The following is a 20395-nucleotide window of genomic DNA, read 5'->3' on the forward strand; positions in this document are numbered from 1 at the left end:
GGTTACTTGCCGCTTAGGGATGTTCCAAAAGTTGGTTGCTTTCGGGACATCCCCGACGAGTTTAAAATTAAGTCTTTATACAGCAATGACTTAATTTTAAACATCGCATCTAAAACTTAAGGAAACTGTCCAAAAACTGTTTTGCAATCCGCTTTAGCGGATATGACAAATCATGTCCTTACAGAAAAAGCCGATAGGCTTTCAGTTTTTGGACAGCCCTATCATTTTTTTTGAGAAGGGCAACGCATCAGACGAATAAATATAAATAGCAAAATCAGGAGGTTGGACAAGCATTTGAACCATCTTCAACTGCTGTACATCCGTGTACAGCAGTTGAAGGCGAGTTTTATGCGTGCATAAAACATCGCTTCTGCATGGAACCACTGCCATCCATGGCAGCTCTGCTTGAACGGCCTCCTGATTTTGCGGGGAGATTAAAAAAATGATCTGATACGATTTGCCCTGAGAGAGGGTATATGTTTGAAAATGTACTCGGGCAACCGGTTATCCAGCTGCTCAGCGATGAATCACAGCACGGTAACGTACCACCGGCATTGCTTTTTGCAGGGCCGGAAGCAAGCGGTAAACTCACCGCCGCATTGGAAACAGCACGTATTCTTTCATGTGCTACAGACGGCAGTTGGACATGTACCTGTGAATCCTGCAAACGGCATAAAGACCTATCGGCAAGCGATCTGTTAATCCTCGGAACACGGGATACCGTGCTTGAAACGAAAGCAGCTGCCCGTGCGCTCTGCACCACAAAGACTGCGGCTGCACGGTACCTTTTTATCCGTGCCATACGCAAGCTTACGTCCCGATTTGATTCTCGGTTGTGGGAAACGGACGAACCGCGGTTTGTTAAAGCGGCGCCGATCCTTGCCGACATAGAGGAAGCCTTATCAGACCTTATCAGTCAATATGATAATATGGAAAACCTATCGGGCGAAGAAGACAAAAAACTGGAAAAGCAAACAATAAAAATTGCCGATTTCTGCCAAAAGCTACAAGAAGATTGTATGTATGACACACTTCCCGTTAATCAGGTACGCAAAGCTTCCGCATGGGTGCGTTTAATGCCGGTAGGTAAAAAAAAGGTACTCATTGTCGAAAACGCTGATAAAATGCAAGAATCTGCCCGAAACGCATTTCTCAAGATATTGGAGGAGCCTCCTGAATATGCAGTTTTTATTTTAACGACAACACGCAGAGCCGCTGTTATCCCCACTATTTTATCTCGCGTACGAACCTACCCGTTTATTGAACGGGAAGCTAAGCACCAACAGGCAGTAATCGAACGGGTATTTCGCGATACGCATTTTTGTGTGGCGCTATCTCCATCGCAACCGGTTCGTATCGTTTCATACTTGCAAAGTTTTTTACCGGTTGTCCCCGAATATTTTCGGGAAGCTGCCGCGGCCTTTTGGGAATATTGCTTAAATAGGGGCGAGCAACAAAAAAGACAATCCACAGTTCTTATTCAAAAGCTTACGGCTTATCGGTCCGAACATCCGTCAACCTACGAATCGTCGATTACAGTTATACTGAAACTGCTCAATAATTGTAAACCGCGCCGAATATATATACTTTTCTTAGAAGCGGTTATCGCTTTTTTGCAGGAAAGTATTCACACCGGCACATGCACGCCGCAGGAATTAGAGCAATACGCTGCTGTTTCTCGTTTTATCCACACGGCGATGCAGTCAGTCGATATTTTTAATGGTGCACCGCAAGCGGCACTGGAAACACTGAGCGAGCAGATTGCCTTTGCCTAAGGATGATCAAGGCAAGCATATCAAATTGGACATTTTAGATTTCCAGTGCAGGTTGTCTCGATGAGTAGGTATCTATAAAGAGGTCAGGGGGAGTTTTTAAAGATTCCCAAGCATTATAACCCGAAGGTGTTTGCCGGATTTACGCCTGCATAAAAATATAACGGATGCTTATCTTCAGGGAAGACTCCTTTCAACCGTTTAGCTTCTTCAACCAGTGCAGGAGCATCCTTAATCACGGTAGTCAGTGCATTGAGGTTCGCAAGATTTTTATTGATAATCAGTTCCGACTTGCGAGCAAGTCCCTGTAGTCGGCATGCAAGGTTGATGCCATAACCGACATAGTCGCGATATTTTAAGGCAGACGCTTCAGCAGATATCTCATACTTATATACTTTTTCCATTACTAAAGCACCGCCAAGCCCTAATTCGGGGTAGGGACTGAAAAGTTCTTCTCCGAGAAACTCGGTATAGGTTTGAAATACCATAATCGCTTCGCCTAATGTTGTCGGGGTTGTCTCGTCCCAAATAACTAAAGCACCGTCCCCAAGGAGCTTATAGTATGAGCATCCGTATCCGAATTGATTTACACAGGATAAAAAGTTTGAAGTGAACGAGGTGATAAGCGAAAACACAGCCTTTTCATCATGTGAGCAAAGAAAGTTGCTGAATCCGCGTACGTCGACACAAAGGATAAGCGCATGAGGTTTTACGTCACCGACATATACGTTATCGAATATATCGACAGGCATCTTTTTCAAACCGGCAAGAGTTGATGCATCCAGCTCAACAGATCCGTTTTCAGCATTAGAAAATACAAGGTTATTAAGCGATACTGTATCCATTTGTACAAAATTTAACATATTTTATTCAAAAAGACAAGGTAAAAATATCTTGTCTTGAATATTTTTAATATTCCTCGCATATTAATAGGGGAGGAGTAATCATATATGCGCCGAATCTCTGTTTTTATGTTTCTGTTGCCTGTATTCTGTTCATGCTGTGTAGTTGCCGACTCACTGCAAGTTATTATTCCGGCTGTTGTAGAGGAAGATGCTGTCCCTATAGACGATGGCAATCTCCTTTTTATGGGAAGCAATCCTTATAGTCATCCTCTCGTGCTCACTTTCGCAGGAGATCTTATGGCTCATACTGTGAATTTTAATATGAAGTCGTATGATTTAATATACACTGATGTCGAAAAAATATTACATAATGATGATTTAAGTTTTGTAAATGTTGAAACACCGGTCTGCGATGTACTACCGCTTTCGACCTACCCCAGTTTTAATGTGCATACACCTTATGTGCGTGCTGCTGTTCAAGCAGGGTTTGACGTATTGAGTCTCGCGAATAATCACACCAATGATCATGGTAAAATCGGTATTGATGGAACACTTACTGCGATACGGACAGTACAGAAAGAGCGCCCCACTTCCGGCATACTTCCTTCGTTTTTGATATTTTCCGGCTTAAAAGATTCCGAGAATGACCCTATACAGGTAACACCTCTTTTTTATAAGGGATGGAATATCCTATTTTGCTCCGTTACCGAAATTTTGAATTCCTACGATTCATCAAAAGCTCGGCTGTATTACAGTGCACCGACAAAGCAGGGGAGAGAGGCGCTCCTTTCAGTCATTAAAGAGGCACGCAACAGATATCCCTGCGATCTATTTGTCTTAGGGCTCCATCTCAATGAACCTGAATACGGTAGGATTGTTTCGAAAGCGAAGAAGGCGTGGTTTAAACAGCTTGGCGAAGCAGGAGTTGATATTATTTGGGCGCATCATCCGCATGTTATGCAGACATGGGAGACAATTACGGTCGAACGACCTGTACCTTTGCAAGAAGCCACCATGCCCGATAACACAACCAATCAAAAAACTTCTGATACCGATATGACAATTGATGCTAGACATACCGACATATCCGATGTGAAAGAAATCGTTGCCTCAGAACAGTGCAAGGTCTTTTGTATGTATTCTATGGGGAACTTTATTTCTGGGCAACGCTGGCATACACGGTATGATGATCCCGCATTCTATCGTGAATATACCGGAGACGCCGTATTGCTGCAATTAACATGTACGCGAAATAAAGCGGGTAGGGCGGATTTTTCGGTTTTGCCGCTGCTTATAACGCAATACAATGAATCGGCATATCCGGTTGTCAAGCGTTTTACACAGGAATGGCTAGATACGCTCAGCGAAAAAGAAAAGAATTATTTTACGAAGCGGCTTGAACTTATGGAGGCATATCTTCCGATAAATCTAACTACCGAATAAAACACGAGCTTTAGAGTCTTGCCGTTTTCAGTTATTATTCGTTCCGCGCCTTAGAAACAAAACGGGTACATTCGCTGATAAACTCAAGGTTGACGGTAGCAACCGGTCCGTTACGTTGTTTTGCAACGATCAGCTCGGTATCAGGGCTCTCGCGTTTTTCGCGATGTAAGAACATAACGACATCAGCATCCTGTTCGATTGCGCCTGATTCCCGCAAATTTGCAAGTGTCGGAGCTGTACCTTCAGCATCACGCCCTACCTGCGATAGCGCTATGACGGGAATATTAAGTTCGCGGGCGAGGCTTTTAAGCGATTGAGAAATTTCTGCAAAGCGTTCATGGCGCGGAATAGCGTTATTTTCCGAAGCGATTAAACCGAGGTAATCGATAAAGATAATCTTTACCCCCTCTTGCAAGCAGAGTTGCCGCGCCATCGCCCGTAAATCGAGCAGCTTCATATTGGGCATATCGACGATATAGAGCGGTGCTTCATAGAGTCTGCCTGCTGCATCTTGAATTTTTTGAAAATCGGCAAGCTGCAAATTCCCGGAACGGATTTTGGAAGAGGAAACTCGCGATTCCAGAGAGAACAGTCGATGTATCAGCTGCATATTTGACATTTCAAGCGAAAAGAAAGCGGAAGGTATTTTTTTTGTTACCGAAATATAGTCGGCAATGGTAAGTGCCAGCGCAGTTTTTCCGATTGAAGGGCGTGCCCCGATGATAATAAGTTCGGAATTTTGAAAACCGCTGGTAAGGCTATCTAAAAATTCAAAGCCGGAAGGAATCCCAGAAAACTCGTCGCGATGTTGTGTACGCGCTTGGATAATCTCGATTGCTTCCAAAATAAGATCTTTCGGTGTATGAAAGGTCGCCGATTGCCCCGCATCGGTTAAATCAAAGATATTCTTCTGTGCCTGTTCCAGCACGGAAGAGTATGCAACGGTTTGGTCAAAGACATCGGCATAAATCTGCTGCGAAACTCGTAAGAGTGAACGACGAATAGCAGCATCGAGGACAATTTTTGCATAATAGGCAACGTTTGCAGTGCTTGGGACGGTATCAGTGAGTGAGGCGATATAAGCCGTACCGCCTACAGAATCAAGCAAACCTTCTTGCCGCAGATGTTCGCTGATAACAAGAAGATCAACCCGATGACCTCCGTTATAAAGATCAACAACAGCTTGGAAGATTTTTTGATGGGCAATTGTATAAAAACTTTCCGCACGAACATACTGCAAAACCGTCCCGATAGAATCCGAGTCAAGCAAGATAGCTCCGAGCACAGCTTGTTCTGCTTCCGTATTATTCGGCGGTATTTTATCCTTTAATGAAGAAAGCTGTTTTATCATGTCTGACATTCTATTTTCCCTGATAATTTTTATATATGAGCATCTATAAAAACCGGCGAGTTTTTATAGATACCCTAAAAAATAAAAGAGAAGCCCCCTAATAGAACTTCTCTTTTATGATGGATGACACACCGTTTCCTTCTCTGATAAATCAATATAAGAGAAGTAGGCTATTCTTGCGTTTTGGCAGATTCTTCTGCTTTTACTTCTTCTTGGGTAGCTTCAGCTTGCTGTCCTTCAGTTGCTTCTGCCCGAGTCTCAGCTTCGTCCCCTTCATGGTGGCGGCGAGAGCGTTTCTCCGGTTTTGCCTCGGCCGTTTTTTCAGCCTCAGGCTGTGCCTCTACCACGATGGGAAGCACCGCAACAGCCGCTTCATACAGTTTGAGGGTCGCGTTATAATGCCCCACACTTTTAAAGGTAAGGCCGGGCAATTCAATACGCTTCCGTTCAATTTCGAATCCAAGTTTCTGCAGTTCATCGGAAATGGTTTGGTTGGTAACCGCACCGTACAGCTTCCCATTGGGACCTGCGGGCATTACGATAGTCAGTGTGAGGTTTTCAAGCTGCTCTTTTAAGCCTGCTGCATTCTGCCGTTTCACTGCTTTCCGCTGCTCTATCTCCTCTTTACGGCTTTCAAAATGGGCAAGGGTAAAAGAATTGCAGGGAACTGCTAAATTCCGCGGAAACAAATAGTTACGGGCATACCCTTTGGCAACGTCCTTAATATCACCCTCTTCTCCGAGGTGTTTGACATCTTCATTTAAAATTACTTTCATTTCAAGCTCCTTATAGGCGTACCGTTACAACGGTACATAATGATAAAACGATAGCTAACCGGTATTCCAGGAGTTGGAATCCGGCAGCAGACAATTTAAATACTCCTAAAAACCGTGCTTTTAGGAGTGTATCAACTCTTAGTCTACAACGTAAGGAAGTAACGCTAATGCGCGCGCACGCTTGATTTCGAGCGCAAGCTTACGCTGATGCTTCGCACAAGTTCCGGTAATACGGCGTGGTAAAATCTTTCCGCGTTCGGTAATAAAGCGCCGCAAAGAATCAGGGTCTTTATAATCGATTTTTGCCTTTTGCGAACAGAATCGGCAAACCTTTTTACGGAAAAACATTTTTCCTTTTTTATTTACCTGGCGTTCTTCGTTTCCTCCTCCTTCGCGAGGATTTTCCTGTGTATTTGTGTCCGCTTCAACGGTATTCAGTGTCTCGTCCGACATGTTTTGTTCTCCTTAAAATGGAATATTGTCATAATTAGCATTATCAAAATCAGCTTCATAACCGTCATTAGCCGGTGACATATTTTGCCGAGCCTGATATGCCGAAGGCGCATTTGATCGCTGATATGCTTCCCGATTGCCGCTACTTGTCTGCTGACCGCTTCCGGAACCGCCTCCTAAAAGCTGAAGATTATTCGCGATAATTTCTACTTTACTGCGGAATTGCCCGTCCTGTTCCCATCGGTTTTGCCGAAGTTCACCGTCAACAGCAACCTGTTTTCCTTTCACAAGGTATTGGTTAAGCGCTTCACCCTGTCTGCCCCAAAGTACGATGTCGAAATAGTTTACTTCTTCAACCCATTCTTCACCGTTTTTCCGCCGCCGGTTAATTGCAATCGAAAACTTGCATACGGCGGCTCCTCCTTGAGTATATTTTAATTCCGCATCACGGGTAAGTCTGCCGACAAGTACGACATGGTTTATATCTGCCATCAATATCCTCCCGAATTATTCATCAATTTTGATAAATAAAAAAGTCAAAAGGTTTTGATTTAGTTTAAACTTGCGGTCTATTTCGATAATTTTATCCGGTTCGGCATGGATATTGAACAATACATAGCGCCCCTTTGTCTTTTTTTTGATTTCATACGTTAATTCACGGTCTCCGAATGGGTCTTCGGAATCAATTTGGACGTTGAAGTCCCCCAGAACGGATCGGGCTTCTTCAATCCCCTGTTTGAACTGTGCTTCCTCAATAGGAAAGACAGTCATCAACTCATACTTTCTCATGTGCCCTCCTGATGGCCATTAGCCCCGTATTTACTACGGGATGGAGTTTATTTATCGGGCTTTAAACCCCGATATAGCGTTTACCTCATCTTAGATGAATAGCAATAAAACCCATTCATAGAGAGGTAAAGCATAGGTTTCAGTATAGTATAAAAAGACTTGTTCAGTCAATGCTGCATTTCATAATTAAAGAATTAAACATCATCTGATGTTAAGCGTTATAATTTTAGTTTTGTTTGCGTATTTCCTTAATCCGCTCCCAATAAAAGTCAAGTTCATCGGCTTTAAGGAGCGGTTCAGGCGGTGGCCGTTTGAGACTATTATGCCGTTTTATTTCTCCCTGCAAGTCTGAAATTGATGATCGGATTAAAAAAGGCTCGCCAAATGCAAAGGCGGTATCCGTTTCACTATAATATAACGGGAGCGATTGTACCTTCGGATATTTTTGATTCGGATACACATCCCCAATTGCATAAGTTCCCGGTCCGCCCCCCTGTGGTATAAGCGTCAGCTGGCGCATACCATTTTTGCCATTGCTGATCGATACGGCGCCTTTTTCATAGTTTTTAAGCCTAGACCCGTTATCGGTTACGCAGCTGTATATGGCATCATATTGCCGGATAAACTTTGGTACGGTTACTTGTAATCCGTCATCGAATGCAAACCCTGCATATTTTTCTTTGTACTCAAAATCGCCTATCCAATAGCGAAATTTGATATACTGTGTCCCATTAAAGAAAAAGGCATCAAAAAAAGCAGGAGCCGCTTGCTGATATATCAAGATGCCGTTTCGGAACCCCTGTTCAACCCAAAAACCATCCAAAATCGCTGTTTCCGGTGTAAGTACCGGTTGCAAATGGGTATCCGTTTCTGCAGACACAGAAGAAGAGAGGCTTTCTCGTCTATCGGTAACAAGCTTATAAGGTCTCTTTTTATAAAATGAGGAAAATAATCCGTTATCATACACCCATACGCTTGTTGTTATCGGAGTTCTGAATCCCTGGTAACGGATATTCAGTGAATAAATATTCCTTCGATCTTCTTGTTTTACCTTGACGGGGTAGCTACCCATATCCTCATACACAAAGCGATAATGAGTCTTGAGAACTATCCGCAATGTATCTTCTGCAGCTTCGTCTGCCTTCCCGATATATTCAATAAAACGTTCCGAATTTTCCCAAATACCGGCAAGCGACTGAGCAGGGCAGGGGAGCGAAAGAATAAAAAATAAAATGATATAAAGGTATTTAATATATCTCACAGCAACGATAGTATATCATATAGCTTGTATTTTGTTTAGCCGTCATCATAACTAATAAAACTCTTTAATGCCCTCATACTGAACACTTTAATAGCACTTTAAGAATTATCCTAGACATAACCTCATTTATATAGTAAATTGAGGAAATTTAATAAAGTTGCTGTACTTAGAATACGACAGTGTCAAGAATTAAAGGATTAATTAATTGTGAAAATTAAAGGTATAGCGTCCATTATTATACTATTTGCGCTAAGTCTTTATACCATGTCTTGTACAAAGGTCGAGCAATTGTATGTTTCAAATGGTATTTATGATATTTCGGATATTGATAAAGATATAGTTTATTCGTTAAAAGGTTCATGGGCATATGCGGAAAAAGAGTTTGTTTCTCCGATTATGCCGCTTGAGATATATACACATTTTCAGCCGATCGAATTCGGCTGGACAACATATACACCTCCACAACCGGTACAAGGATATGCTTCGTATGCAGTAAGAATCCGCGGTTTTGAGCCTCAAAAGGTATATGCGATCCATTTTACTCGTACATCGTCAGCTTTTACGGTATATCTGAATGGTAACCTATTCTATACATCTGGAACGCCCGGAAAAAATTTTAAAGAAGAAATATTTGATTGGCACGCTGATACGGTTATCTTGCCGCTTAATAATGAAACCGAAGCAACCATTGTTGTTCATTTATCGAATTTTCATGATAGAAATCCGGGGGTTGAAACACCTTTTCTTTTTGGCCTTTATTCAACATTACAAACAAAAATAGTATTGGATAAGCTTGTTTCCTCCGGCATATTTTCTATCTTATTCAGTATGGCTACTTTCTTTATTTCTTTATTTCTGTTTTATAGGAGAGAAACCACTGCAGGCCTCTTTGGATTGCTTTGCTATAGCTTTGCCATTAGGACACTTTGTTACAATGACTTTTTGTTAAGAGATTTCTTTCCGAACGTATCGACGAATATTATGTATCGACTCGGATACTTCACCTTTCCGTTTTGTGCTGTATTTACATTTCTCTTTATTCTTAATCTGTTCATCAAAAAACCGCCCAAAGTTTTTTATTTTTTAACTATTCCATTGATCTTGTATGGTTTAATAACACTCATCACTCCAATACCGGTATTCGTCGGAATATTACTTATTGTACAACTTTATATCTTATTTCTTTCGGTGATTGCATGTATAGTGGTTGCTTATGCATTAATTAAACGAAAACCATTTGCGTTAACATTTTTAATTTCATTTTTATTATTCATCAGCGCAGCAATATTTGACGGTTTAATTTCGAACGGTCTTATTAATGCCCCGTTTATTTCTCATTTTGGAGTATTACTGCTGATGATTCCGATGGCATTTATTGTCATTCGGCATTTTTCTGCAGCTTTTAAGACACAAGAGCAGATGATCGAATCGATCCAAAAGACAAATATATCTTTTCAACGATTCTTTCCAAATGAATTTTTACAATTTTTGAATAAGAAAAATGTTACGGATATTTCACTTGGTGATAATATTCATAAAAATATGTTTATTGCCTTTATCCATCTTGGTATTAAAGCAAAACTTTCATCAAGCAGTGCGCGTGAAGAACTGTTGATTTTATATAATACCGTTATCCAAGCAGCTAATCCTATTATTAAAAAATATAACGGATTCATTGATAAGTATTTAACAGATGGATTAATGGTTCTTTTTTACGGCACTGCAGAAGACACGGTGGATTGTATTATTGAGATTACACAGCTCATTAAAAAAATTAATATACATAGGCAGGAGCAATCCTTACCGCCGCTTCACATCTCTTCAGGAATTCATTATGGGAAATTAATGATGGGGACTATCGGGGAACCGGAGCGAATGGATACAACAGTTATTTCCGATGTGGTGAATATTTCTTCTCGAATGTATAGTTATGCGACTGAAAAGAATGTTAATATCATTATCAGTGAAACCGTTAGAGAACAGCTTCTTGAAAGTTATTGGCGTACACATACCTGCTTTTATTACGGAAAAATAAAATTCCACGGTAAAAGAAATTTAATAAATGTTTATGAGGTCAATTTACTATGAAAAAGATACTTGTAGGCGCTTTTCCTTTTTTTTGTATGATCCTTATGATAACATTTATTAGTAGAGAGAAACCAATACAGAATCTTCGAGAATATACAGTAACGGTACAGCATGGGCTGTTAACATTGCCAGTGCATAATGATCAAGATGTGTTTAATATTAGAGGCCAATGGTATTTTACTCCTAATCAGTTCTATTATTTTAAAGATAATACGCGGCCGTTATATGCACCGTTACCAGGTAGGCTCAGCGAAACCGCGCTGAAAACCGACTTTGGTTATGCCTCATACGGATTACGTATTGTCGGGCTTAACCCTAATAAGGTATATGCGCTTCAATTGAGTCATATTCTCTCAAGTTGTACCATTGTTATTAACGGTATTGATAGGGCAGGGCAAGGGCAACCCGGTGTATCTGCGCGGACGGAGATACCGGGGAAAACGATCAGCATTGCAACTTTCAAGCCACTAAAGAACGGTACTGCCGATATTATCATAAATATATCTAATTTTCATAATCGATATGGGGGAACAGATCAATCAATTATCCTTGGTTCCGCTGAAATGTTAAATCGATCTTTTGTATTCAATCTTTTATTTTATAATATTGCATCTACCGTACTGTTGCTGTTTAGTATCTTTTTTATCATACTGCACTTAAATTATAAAAAAATACCCTATATATTATGGTTTGCATTTGCTGCTATAACGATTAGTATTCGAATTAGTGTATTCTATCCGCATATTCTTGCTTATATTTGGCCTGCAATTCCATGGAAGTTGTATTTTATTTTGCGTTATTCTTCCATGCCATTAACGGCATTGTTTTTCACAATATTTATTAATAAGATTTTAAATATCCGGTATACATCTGTTTATCAAAGTATTATTGTAATTTGCCTATTATCAACTACCTTTATCGTTATTGCACCAACGCTTCTCGTATCCCGTTATTTATATATGCAACAGGCGCTTGTATTTATTGCTGCCATTTACGACGCGGTAATCATTATTCGTGCACTGGTTAAAAGGGAGAAGTCTGCAATATGGATTGCTATTGTATTATGTATACTTGCCGGCTTTGCGCTGTATGATACACTGGTAAGCCAATGGATTGTTTCGGGTAAATTACTCTTGCAAGAAGGCGCAATGGTCGCAATTATTATTGCCGTCATTATGAGCATCGACGGATATGCAGAAGCAATACACCAGATTGAACAGCTGGTAGAGGAACTGAAAAGGATCCAAACAGCATTGCGTCGTTTTTTCCCTAATCAATTATTGATGTTTCTTCAGAAAACCAGTATTACTGAGATAAATACCGGAGATTTCTCGGAATTGTCGATGACTGTTCTTTCAATTGATATCCGATCTTTTACCAGTATATCGGAACAACTGAGTCCTGACGAAGTTTTTATATTGCTTAATAACTATTTTGCTTTGGTAGCTCCTATTATCCGGCAGTACGGCGGGGTGATTATGAAGTTCCTTGGTGACGGTTTTACTGCATTGTTTCCCGAAAATTCCGATACAGCAGTATTATGCGGAATTGAAATCCAGAAGAAATTACAGGAAAAGTGTATACAGCTAAAGAATCTCCAATCTATTAAAATTAGGGCAGGTATCGGGATTGATACAGGGAGAATACTCTTAGGTGTCATCGGAAATGATAGCCGATTAGACAGCGTTGTTATTTCAAATACTTGTTATACAGCAGAAGAATTGCAAGCCGCGACAAAGATATATTCCAATACAATTATTATTTCTGAATCGATTTTCCGATCACTTAAGCGACCAGAAGATTTTCACATACGGTGTATTCAAGAATCGCCGATTATCGGAGAAGCGGAGCAAAGCGTACTTTATGAAGTTTACGATTGTGATATGCCTGATATACAAAATAAAAAACGACAGACAGCATCCCGTATTGAAAAAGCGCTTAAATCCATCAAAGAAAGAGATTACGCCCGAGCCCAAACATATCTTACACAATCGCTGGAAATATTTTCTGATGATCCGTTAGCACTCTATTATCAAAGATTGATAATAGGGATGTTGTCGGATAATTCTTAGAGTATTGACATAACGACTTTATACTTTAAGATAAACATTTTAGTAGACAGAACGCTCATTATTGATAGCATACTTCAACTATTTATTATATAGCGTTTTATAGAGGTTTGTCTAGTAGTCGTTTTTCGATCGCATCAATGCTACTGTCAGGAGTTGAAGCGCCGGCAGCAAGGCCGATTGTTCCGTACTGATACACATCCTGAGGAATATCATCGGCGGATTCGGCAAGCCATGCAGGTTTACTGCTGTCGATGGCAGTTTGCAAAAGACGGCGGGTATTGGCGGAATTACCGCCGCCGATAACGAGTATTGCATCAACTTCTTCTACGAGCTCCATGAGCGCATCCTGCCGTTCGTCGGTCGCCGGACAAATAGTTTCCAAAACGGTAAGGTTTGGAATTTTACTATTAAGGATTTCGGCAATTGCGCAGTATTCTTCCCGTTTAATGGTGGTTTGGGCAATCAGAACGGTAGGCGCTCCATCATATTGCAGTTTTTCCGCTTCTGCAGCCGTCTGCACGGTAATACACTTACCATTTGGAACTGACAAAGCATATCCTTTAATTCCGATTAGTTCTCCATGGTTTTTATCCCCGGCGAGGATAACCGTATAACCTTTTTTTGAATACTGTGCAGCCCTCAGTTGGCTTGCAATGACACGCGGGCAGGTTGCATCGATAATGATTGCGCCACAGTCTATCAATTCTTGCCGTTTTTTCGGAGCGATACCGTGTGCTCTGATAATAATCGGTGAGTCGGGAGTAATCTGAGATTTCAGCTCCTCATCGGGGTTTACGATACGCACCCCCTTCGCTTCTAAAAGCCGTATCGTTACCGGATTGTGAATGAGTGGGCCATACGTATAAACCGTTTTGTCAGGATACTTGGCAAGAGCGCGATATACCGCCTCAACCGCCCTTCGTACTCCCATACAGTAACCAAGTACTTTTGCACGCTTCACCTGTCGATGCTGTTCTTGCGGATGCGGTATATCGTCGAGCTTCATCATTTTACACCTTTTTTACCATAATACCGTTAATTAAAAATACCGTTAATTAAAATCTGTAACGATTTCTCTCACAGCTGCAACGAATTGTTCCAAATCACTTTTTTCCGTGCTGTGTCCGATGGAAATACGTATAGCATTTTGTGCGATTTCGGGACTAACGGAAAGAGCTGCCAGTATCGGCCGAACTTTTGTCTTTGAAGAACATGCTGAACCGGCCGATACAAAGATATCGCGATCGGAAAGGCATCGTGTCATGATTTCTGCCGGAACATTCTTAAAGCTCGCTTGTATAATCCACGGTGAAAATGCATGGGCACACTTGATGTTATCCGGTACTGCGGCATTCGATATTTCGACTGGTATTCTTGCGGAAGGGATAATCGAACATTCGGGGATTCGGCATAACGCTCCGATGAGGAATCGAGACAACTCCCCTGCCCGCTCAAATTTTTGCTGAAAATCCGTATATGTTTTTTCAAGACAGCGGGCAAGCGCACAAGCACCGGCAAGGTTTTCCGTCCCGGGTCGAATGTTGCGCTCCTGTGAGCCGCCGCGGATACCGGAGTTTAAGGGTTGTTTTAAGTATAAAAGGCCGATACCGCGCGGCCCGCCGATCTTATGGGCGCTCATCGAAGCGGAATGCACATCGGCAAGTCCAAGCTCCGCGACCGGTAATTTTCCGATCGATTGTACCATATCAACATGGAAATGAACGGGTCTTTTTCCGGCTGTATGTGCTTTGAGAGCTTGTGCAATATCTCGAACCGGCTGCACAGATCCAATCTCGTTGTTAACGCCCATAATTGCAACCAACACGGTATCTTCCCGCAGGGTATGCAATACTGCATCGGGGGTAATGCAGCCGCTCTTATCGGAAGGAGCTTTTAAAATCGTCCAGCCGCAGTGCTCCAATACAGCGGCTTGTTCCCGTACCGACGGGTGTTCGATATTGCTGATAACAAGACTGCCGGTTGCCGGACGGGTTAATAATGAAAGGAGTACGAGACTGTTTGATTCGGAAGCGCCGGAGGTAAAATAAAGCGTTTCTGCGGGAACACCGAGCACTGCGGCGCAGCGGCTGCGGGCTTTTTCCAGCATATTCCGTGCCTCTTTTCCGAAGCGGTGCTGTGCTGAAGGATTTGCGAACACTGCTGTCGCCTCACGATAAGCAGCTTCAATCTCATCGGTGTATGGCATTGCCGATGCCGCCCAATCCAGATAAATCATATCAGTACCTCCCGTATTATAGAAGTATCGACTTCACGTACCTGTGTTTTGAGAATATTCTCTTGAAGAACAAGTCGAATCATCCCACCTCGGTTCTTTTTATCTTTTTTCATGCGCGCAATAATAGCGTCTGCAAAAGAATCTGTATTAGATAGTATACTAAAGTAGACAGGTGTTGTACACCAGCCGTAACAGCTAAGAATTGCCGTGAGGGAGTTGGCGTAGTTTTTATCGGTAAGCTGTAGACGAAGTCCTACCGCTAAAGCGCGAGACATACCCCATGCGACGGCATCTCCATGTGGTATGGAAAAATGAGCTAAACTTTCAAGAGCATGGGCGAAGGTGTGTCCGAAATTTAAGAAAGCGCGTTCTCCTTGTTCGGTAAAGTCCCGCTCGACAACTTGCGCCTTAGCCTCCGCAGCGCGGCGTATCATCGTAGAGATACAGGCCTTATCTCTACCGATAATTTCATCATGCTGTGTTAAAAACATCTGATACAGTTCGGTATCGTAGAGGACGGCAGTTTTCAGTATTTCAGCAAGCCCCGAACGATATTCGGCCTCGGGCAAGGAACGGAGCACCGGAAAACAGAGGTGAATCGATGAAGCGGCGTAAAATGTGCCGATAAGATTTTTATAACCGGAAAGATTCACTGCTGTTTTTCCGCCGATGCTTGCATCCGCCATCGCGAGTACGGTTGTCGGCACCAGAATACACTGTATGCCGCGCATATAGAGCGAAGCGGCAAGGGCGGTTATGTCGCATACTACGCCGCCGCCGAATGCGATAAAACAGGCATGCCGGTCAAGTTCGTATTCTGCAGCTTTCTCGGCAATAAGAGTAAGGGAGTCTAAGTTTTTTGCTTCATCCCCTGCCGGTAGTACTACCAGCGGTACTTGCATGGAAAAATATTCAGCTTGTCGTAAGAGCGGGAGCGTATGCTCGTCGCATACATACAATGCGTCTACCCTCCCCTTTTTTTCCGAAAGTTGAGGGAGCCGGATGGTATCTGAGTACCATACCTGTGTAGTCCCGTGCGGCGTAGAAAATGAAAATGATTGCGGTAATAATTTCATAGGCGTCTGTTGTAGCCGACAAATTTAATCGGCGCGTACCGCTGTTGCAGTGGGTGTCGTTCGCGATATTTTTCTATTTTTTATTTTTAAAAAGAGCATTTTTTCAGTTTCGTAATTCGGATTTAAATCGGTTTTCCAATAAAAAAACATCCGTACGCCACGTATCATCTGTTCAACGGCTTCCGTCTCCCTTTTGCAGATGCCGTAAACGGGAATAACAATGAGACCCGGCACCTCATTTGCTTCCATTGTAAACTGAATCTTTCCTTCGGGGTCTTCGAGCTGTATCCATGAAACCTTATTAAATACATCGGTAGTGATACTGCGCTCTTTTTTTTGGTTTTCTTCGCAATCATACAGTGATAGGGAAGGCATGACGGAATCAGTTTCTTCTAATGCAATATCGATTTCAACAATAAAATAAGCGGAAAGATTAAAAGGGCTATCGTTCTTTAAAATGTATTGAACCTGCGTTCCTTCGGAAAAAAAAGTATATTGCTTACGCAGTGAAACCGGCTGTTCAATGCCGGCATCAAATAAACTTGCAGTAGACAGCTTCAGCTCAGAACGGATTGTATTAATTTCGGTTTCCTGATATGTATTATCGGAAAACACAGCTGTAAGCGCTTCGAGTTGTCCGTTTTTGAGACGCTGTAAAGCTGCTTCCGATAAAAGGTAGTCGATAAACATCCCTGAATGCTCCAACGGCATATCGGAATAGTTTTTATAGGCTGAAAACACGTCACATTCAAAAATCTTTCCGCCGTGATGATGCACATACATATTTAGAGGAGAACGTTGCGATAGGACTTCTTTAAAACCGTCCATATCGATATCATAGCGGGTGAGACCTTCGGTAAATATGCCCGGAAGCCGCGTTTGCTTTTCGGCAACAAGCAGTTTTCGGTAGGCAATTCGGCGTAATTCGTTATGGTATTCGGAAATACAAGGTTCCAGCGCGAAAAGCTCTGCATTTTGCGCTTTCCATAGTTCTTGTAAGGCATATTTTTTACGCGCCTTATCGCCTTTCATACCGTTTGCCAACATATTCACATACATCATTTTGGAATAAATTTTAAAGGCATCACGCTGTATCGTAATGGCGTGTTTTGTTGCATGTCCTGTCGGGGTATCACAGAGAATCGTATTTGGCGCAATGTACATGGGTGGGTGAGGTTGCCGCCGTTTCATCAATTCAGCCGTATGGGTAAGCCGTATGACCGATTCAGGTTGATTACACAGCTCCACAAAGGAAGAAAACCAGTTTAGCCCGTCTTTATTTTTTTCAAGGCATTTTATATAGGCTTTAACCGGTAGGAAAAGAAGATACATAGATTCGTCGGTAGAGGAGGCTGTAGCCGCTAATTTATCATAAAATTCTTGCGGTGTACGGTTTATGAAATCAGGATCATCGGGAATATACGGAAATACGGTTATTGTTTTTCCTTTATCTTCAACAATTGTAGGAGAAAAATAAGTATTTTGACTATTCTGTTCTCTATTTTGAGGAAACAGACGATAATCGAGAAGACAATATTCCATACCGCACCGAATAAACGGAGTAATTAATGACGGTGTCCATGCGGAAGCGGTTAAAAAAAGACCTCGAGGCCGTTTTCCGAAATGGGTACGGATAGCAGCAGTCATCATTTCAATTTGACCGATGACATCGGAAGCGGGTAATAAAGACAGATAAGGCTGATAATACCCGCCGCCCAGAAGCTCAATTTGTTTACGGGAAAGCATACTGTTGAGCAACATCGTATAGGCTTGACGCTTCCCTTTTTGCCATTCTAAAAAGCTGCCCGTTGCAAAAATTGTCAGAGGCAGCTTTTCCTCAGCTTGAATACCGGAAAAAAAAGTTTTATACAGCGAAGCATTATCATTTTTATCAATTTGCTGTAAATAGGAGATAGAGAGCTGTACACAAAAGCATAAATGCACATTTTTTTTTGAGGTATCCACGGGAATCATCCTTACTAAAACAATAGTTATTGTATACTATTTTCAGTAATTATGGAAGTATAAAATTCCGTTACATTTTTAGATATTGGTATCTCTAAAAACTCGATGAGCTTTTAGAGATACACGATAAGTATTTTGAATGTCACTGATTATTGCTGAGGAGTGGATGAATCCGAGCTATCAGCAGCACTAGACATGCCCGCTTTGTAAAGTTGCTCTTGCTCACCGGACATATCTGATGAAACAGGTATAATTTTCGATGTTTCGGAGATGGGCTGTTGCGGTAACTGAGACTCGGCCTTAATGATATCGTCAAACTCCTGTTTATCGATCGTTTCTTTTTCAAGCAAACGCTGAGCAATATACTCAAGCAGCGTCTTTTTTTCTTTTAATCGATTTACAACTACGGTATACCGCTCTTCCATAACGCGGGCAATTTCTTCATCGATATATTGCTGTGTAGTTTCAGAGTATTCACGTACCAGCTGAGGATCGCCTGCGCCGTATCCGCTACCCCGCTTTGAAAGAGCAACGTTTTTAAACCGATCACTCATACCGTAATCGGTTATCATACTGCGGATAATATCAGTAGCACGCGACAGATCGCTTGAGGCGCCGGTTGAGACAACCCCAAACTGTACAAATTCGGCAGCCCGTCCGCCAAGGAGACAGTCAACCTCTGCAAGCAGTTCCTTTTCAGTACTCAGGAAACGATCTTCTTCGGGGATGTTCAAGGTATAGCCAAGTGCTGCGATACCACGCGGTATAATAGAAACCTTATGTACCTTATCTGCTCCGTCAGTAAAAGCAGCGGTTATAGCGTGTCCGGTTTCGTGGTAAGCAACAATTTGACGTTCTTTTTCTTTTATCACCCTACTCTTTTTTTGTAAACCGGCAATAGCCTTTTCTACTGCCTCATTGAGATCTTCCGCGGCAACTTCTTTACGGCCGCCACGTACTGCGAGCAAAGCCGCCTCGTTAATCACATTTGCAAGATCAGCGCCAGAAAAGCCGCTTGTAATCCGTGCCGTATCACTAAGATCAATTCCGCTTGCAAGTTTAACATTCTTTGCATGTATCTTGAGTATCTGTTCTCGCCCTTTCATATCGGGGCGGTCCACTGCTACCTGCCGGTCAAACCGTCCGGGACGAAGCAACGCAGGGTCAAGAACATCAGGCCGGTTAGTTGCCGCCAGCAAAATAAGCCCTGTACTATTATCGAATCCGTCCATCTCTACGAGCAGCTGGTTGAGCGTTTGCTCCCGCTCGTCGTTTGAATGAATGGAATTTAAACGGGACTTACCGATGGCATCAAGCTCATCGATAAAAATGATACAGGGAGCTTTTTCCCGCGCTTGTTTAAAGAGATCACGTACACGGGAGGCACCGACACCGACAAACATCTCTACAAAGTCTGAGCCGCTAATCCGAAAGAATGGAACCCCCGATTCCCCTGCAACGGCACGTGCAAGCAGGGTTTTACCGGTTCCGGGCGGGCCGACCAACAAAACGCCGCGCGGAATCTTACCGCCTATTTCGGTATATTTTTGAGGGTATTTTAAAAAGTCTACAACTTCAACCAGTTCTTCTTTTGCCTCGTCAACACCCGCGACATCACTGAAACGAGTGGTAACTTTTCCTTCCTCAACGGCCGCCGACCGAGCCTGCCCGCCGGAAAAAATACTGCCGCCGAGACCGCCGAGATTCGAGGTAAAGCGCTTCATAACAAAATGCCAAAGAAGGAAGATAAAACCGAATGGCAGTATCCATTGTACCAAAAAGTCAACGAGAAAGTTATTTTCTTTAGGACGTACTAAATAAATGACATTATGTTCATCCAGCAGTTGTAAAAAAGATTCCGAATATATTCCGACCGTTTGATAGGCATCTCCCGCATCCGCAGATAAAAACGGCAACTTGCTTCGTGTTTGTTCACTACTCGCTTGCGTTTTCGTTTGTCCGATAAAATATGTCGGTCCCATAATGACTTTAACGATTTCGCCTGACGCAACACGATCTTTAAACTCCGAAAAAGGAATAATATTCGCATCTTGCTTCATCAAGAACTGGTTTACAATCAGTAGAATTATAAACACGCCCGCAATAATCGCGATAAAAGGTAATCGAGGTTTCTTTTGATCCTTATTATTATTGTTATTGGACGGTTCGGGGCTTAATTTGAAAAAATTAAAGGGATCTTGTTCATTCGGATCCTTTTTGTTCTTATCATCATTCTGATTCATAACTGCCATTGCCTCATCTTTTACT

At 42.3% G+C, this 20395-nt stretch carries 16 protein-coding genes; 4 read left to right on the top strand and 12 right to left on the bottom strand.

Annotated elements, in window-relative coordinates; translation table 11 throughout:
* Positions 1-476 precede the first annotated feature (476 nt).
* Positions 477-1775, top strand: a complete 1299-nt coding sequence (locus ABH09_RS06575; RefSeq protein ID WP_253713799.1) for a hypothetical protein — start codon at positions 477-479, stop codon at positions 1773-1775.
* A 113-nt stretch (positions 1776-1888) separates the two neighbouring features.
* Here ABH09_RS06575 and ABH09_RS06580 read toward each other — a convergent pair whose 3' ends face one another.
* Positions 1889-2635, bottom strand: coding sequence for a hypothetical protein (locus ABH09_RS06580; protein ID WP_230978131.1), 747 nt, complete (start codon positions 2633-2635; stop codon positions 1889-1891).
* Between the two features lie 108 nt (positions 2636-2743).
* Here ABH09_RS06580 and ABH09_RS06585 point away from each other — a divergent pair, with 108 nt between their 5' ends.
* Positions 2744-4060: a CapA family protein gene (locus ABH09_RS06585; RefSeq protein WP_371922153.1), complete on the top strand. Its 1317-nt coding sequence runs from the start codon at positions 2744-2746 to the stop codon at positions 4058-4060.
* Between the two features lie 34 nt (positions 4061-4094).
* Here ABH09_RS06585 and dnaB read toward each other — a convergent pair whose 3' ends face one another.
* From dnaB to ABH09_RS06615, 6 genes are all read right to left on the bottom strand, one after another.
* Positions 4095-5420 carry a replicative DNA helicase gene (gene dnaB, locus ABH09_RS06590; RefSeq protein WP_253713801.1) on the bottom strand — a complete coding sequence of 442 codons (1326 nt, stop codon included), beginning with the start codon at positions 5418-5420 and terminating at the stop codon, positions 4095-4097.
* A 161-nt stretch (positions 5421-5581) separates the two neighbouring features.
* Positions 5582-6187, bottom strand: a complete 606-nt coding sequence (gene rplI, locus ABH09_RS06595) for a 50S ribosomal protein L9 (protein ID WP_253713802.1) — start codon at positions 6185-6187, stop codon at positions 5582-5584.
* 138 nt (positions 6188-6325) lie between these two features.
* Entirely contained in the window at positions 6326-6640 is a 315-nt protein-coding gene (rpsR, locus tag ABH09_RS06600) for a 30S ribosomal protein S18 (RefSeq protein WP_162663553.1), read from the bottom strand.
* Positions 6641-6652: 12 nt separating this feature from the next.
* On the bottom strand, positions 6653-7132 hold the full coding sequence (gene ssb / locus ABH09_RS06605; protein ID WP_253713803.1) for a single-stranded DNA-binding protein: 480 nt from the start codon (positions 7130-7132) through the stop codon (positions 6653-6655).
* Between the two features lie 15 nt (positions 7133-7147).
* Positions 7148-7429 carry a 30S ribosomal protein S6 gene (gene rpsF / locus ABH09_RS06610; RefSeq protein WP_162663555.1) on the bottom strand — a complete coding sequence of 94 codons (282 nt, stop codon included), beginning with the start codon at positions 7427-7429 and terminating at the stop codon, positions 7148-7150.
* Between the two features lie 226 nt (positions 7430-7655).
* Complete coding sequence (locus tag ABH09_RS06615; RefSeq protein ID WP_253713804.1) at positions 7656-8690, bottom strand: hypothetical protein; 1035 nt, start codon at positions 8688-8690, stop codon at positions 7656-7658.
* A gap of 207 nt (positions 8691-8897) precedes the next feature.
* On the opposite strand from ABH09_RS06615, the gene ABH09_RS06620 reads away from it, so the two are divergent.
* The gene (locus ABH09_RS06620; RefSeq protein ID WP_162663556.1) at positions 8898-10778 is read left to right on the top strand and encodes an adenylate/guanylate cyclase domain-containing protein; all 1881 of its coding nucleotides are present in this window, start codon (positions 8898-8900) and stop codon (positions 10776-10778) included.
* Positions 10775-12850 carry an adenylate/guanylate cyclase domain-containing protein gene (locus ABH09_RS06625; protein ID WP_253713805.1) on the top strand — a complete coding sequence of 692 codons (2076 nt, stop codon included), beginning with the start codon at positions 10775-10777 and terminating at the stop codon, positions 12848-12850. Before ABH09_RS06620 ends, ABH09_RS06625 begins: the two co-directional genes overlap by 4 nt.
* 97 nt (positions 12851-12947) lie before the next feature.
* Here the strand turns inward: ABH09_RS06625 and ispH are convergent, their stop codons facing one another.
* The 5 genes from ispH to ftsH form a co-directional block, all read right to left on the bottom strand.
* Positions 12948-13859 (bottom strand): 4-hydroxy-3-methylbut-2-enyl diphosphate reductase, encoded by a 912-nt coding sequence (ispH, locus tag ABH09_RS06630; protein WP_253713806.1) that lies wholly within the window; start codon positions 13857-13859, stop codon positions 12948-12950.
* A 42-nt stretch (positions 13860-13901) separates the two neighbouring features.
* Positions 13902-15086 carry a cysteine desulfurase family protein gene (locus ABH09_RS06635; protein WP_253713807.1) on the bottom strand — a complete coding sequence of 395 codons (1185 nt, stop codon included), beginning with the start codon at positions 15084-15086 and terminating at the stop codon, positions 13902-13904.
* Positions 15083-16162: a 3-dehydroquinate synthase gene (locus ABH09_RS06640; RefSeq protein WP_253713808.1), complete on the bottom strand. Its 1080-nt coding sequence runs from the start codon at positions 16160-16162 to the stop codon at positions 15083-15085. Before ABH09_RS06640 ends, ABH09_RS06635 begins: the two co-directional genes overlap by 4 nt.
* A 24-nt stretch (positions 16163-16186) precedes the next feature.
* Positions 16187-18127, bottom strand: coding sequence for an alpha-amylase/4-alpha-glucanotransferase domain-containing protein (locus ABH09_RS06645; protein ID WP_162663561.1), 1941 nt, complete (start codon positions 18125-18127; stop codon positions 16187-16189).
* Between the two features lie 149 nt (positions 18128-18276).
* The gene (gene ftsH, locus ABH09_RS06650) at positions 18277-20370 is read right to left on the bottom strand and encodes an ATP-dependent zinc metalloprotease FtsH (RefSeq protein ID WP_371922102.1); all 2094 of its coding nucleotides are present in this window, start codon (positions 20368-20370) and stop codon (positions 18277-18279) included.
* Positions 20371-20395 lie beyond the last annotated feature (25 nt).

The organism is Treponema sp. OMZ 803, assembly GCF_024181165.1.
GTDB lineage: Bacteria > Spirochaetota > Spirochaetia > Treponematales > Treponemataceae > Treponema.

What these genes read in the sequence shown, in the direction of transcription:
- ABH09_RS06575 (WP_253713799.1), top strand. Translation starts at nt 477, where the DNA reads ATGTTTGAAAATGTACTCGGGCAACCGGTTATCCAGCTGCTCAGCGAT.
- rplI (WP_253713802.1), bottom strand. Translation starts at nt 6,187, where the DNA reads ATGAAAGTAATTTTAAATGAAGATGTCAAACACCTCGGAGAAGAGGGT.
- ABH09_RS06580 (WP_230978131.1), bottom strand. Translation starts at nt 2,635, where the DNA reads ATGTTAAATTTTGTACAAATGGATACAGTATCGCTTAATAACCTTGTA.
- rpsR (WP_162663553.1), bottom strand. Translation starts at nt 6,640, where the DNA reads ATGTCGGACGAGACACTGAATACCGTTGAAGCGGACACAAATACACAG.
- ABH09_RS06585 (WP_371922153.1), top strand. Translation starts at nt 2,744, where the DNA reads ATGTTTCTGTTGCCTGTATTCTGTTCATGCTGTGTAGTTGCCGACTCA.
- ABH09_RS06625 (WP_253713805.1), top strand. Translation starts at nt 10,775, where the DNA reads ATGAAAAAGATACTTGTAGGCGCTTTTCCTTTTTTTTGTATGATCCTT.
- ssb (WP_253713803.1), bottom strand. Translation starts at nt 7,132, where the DNA reads ATGGCAGATATAAACCATGTCGTACTTGTCGGCAGACTTACCCGTGAT.
- ftsH (WP_371922102.1), bottom strand. Translation starts at nt 20,370, where the DNA reads ATGAATCAGAATGATGATAAGAACAAAAAGGATCCGAATGAACAAGAT.
- ABH09_RS06640 (WP_253713808.1), bottom strand. Translation starts at nt 16,162, where the DNA reads ATGAAATTATTACCGCAATCATTTTCATTTTCTACGCCGCACGGGACT.
- rpsF (WP_162663555.1), bottom strand. Translation starts at nt 7,429, where the DNA reads ATGAGAAAGTATGAGTTGATGACTGTCTTTCCTATTGAGGAAGCACAG.
- ispH (WP_253713806.1), bottom strand. Translation starts at nt 13,859, where the DNA reads ATGATGAAGCTCGACGATATACCGCATCCGCAAGAACAGCATCGACAG.
- ABH09_RS06635 (WP_253713807.1), bottom strand. Translation starts at nt 15,086, where the DNA reads ATGATTTATCTGGATTGGGCGGCATCGGCAATGCCATACACCGATGAG.
- dnaB (WP_253713801.1), bottom strand. Translation starts at nt 5,420, where the DNA reads ATGTCAGACATGATAAAACAGCTTTCTTCATTAAAGGATAAAATACCG.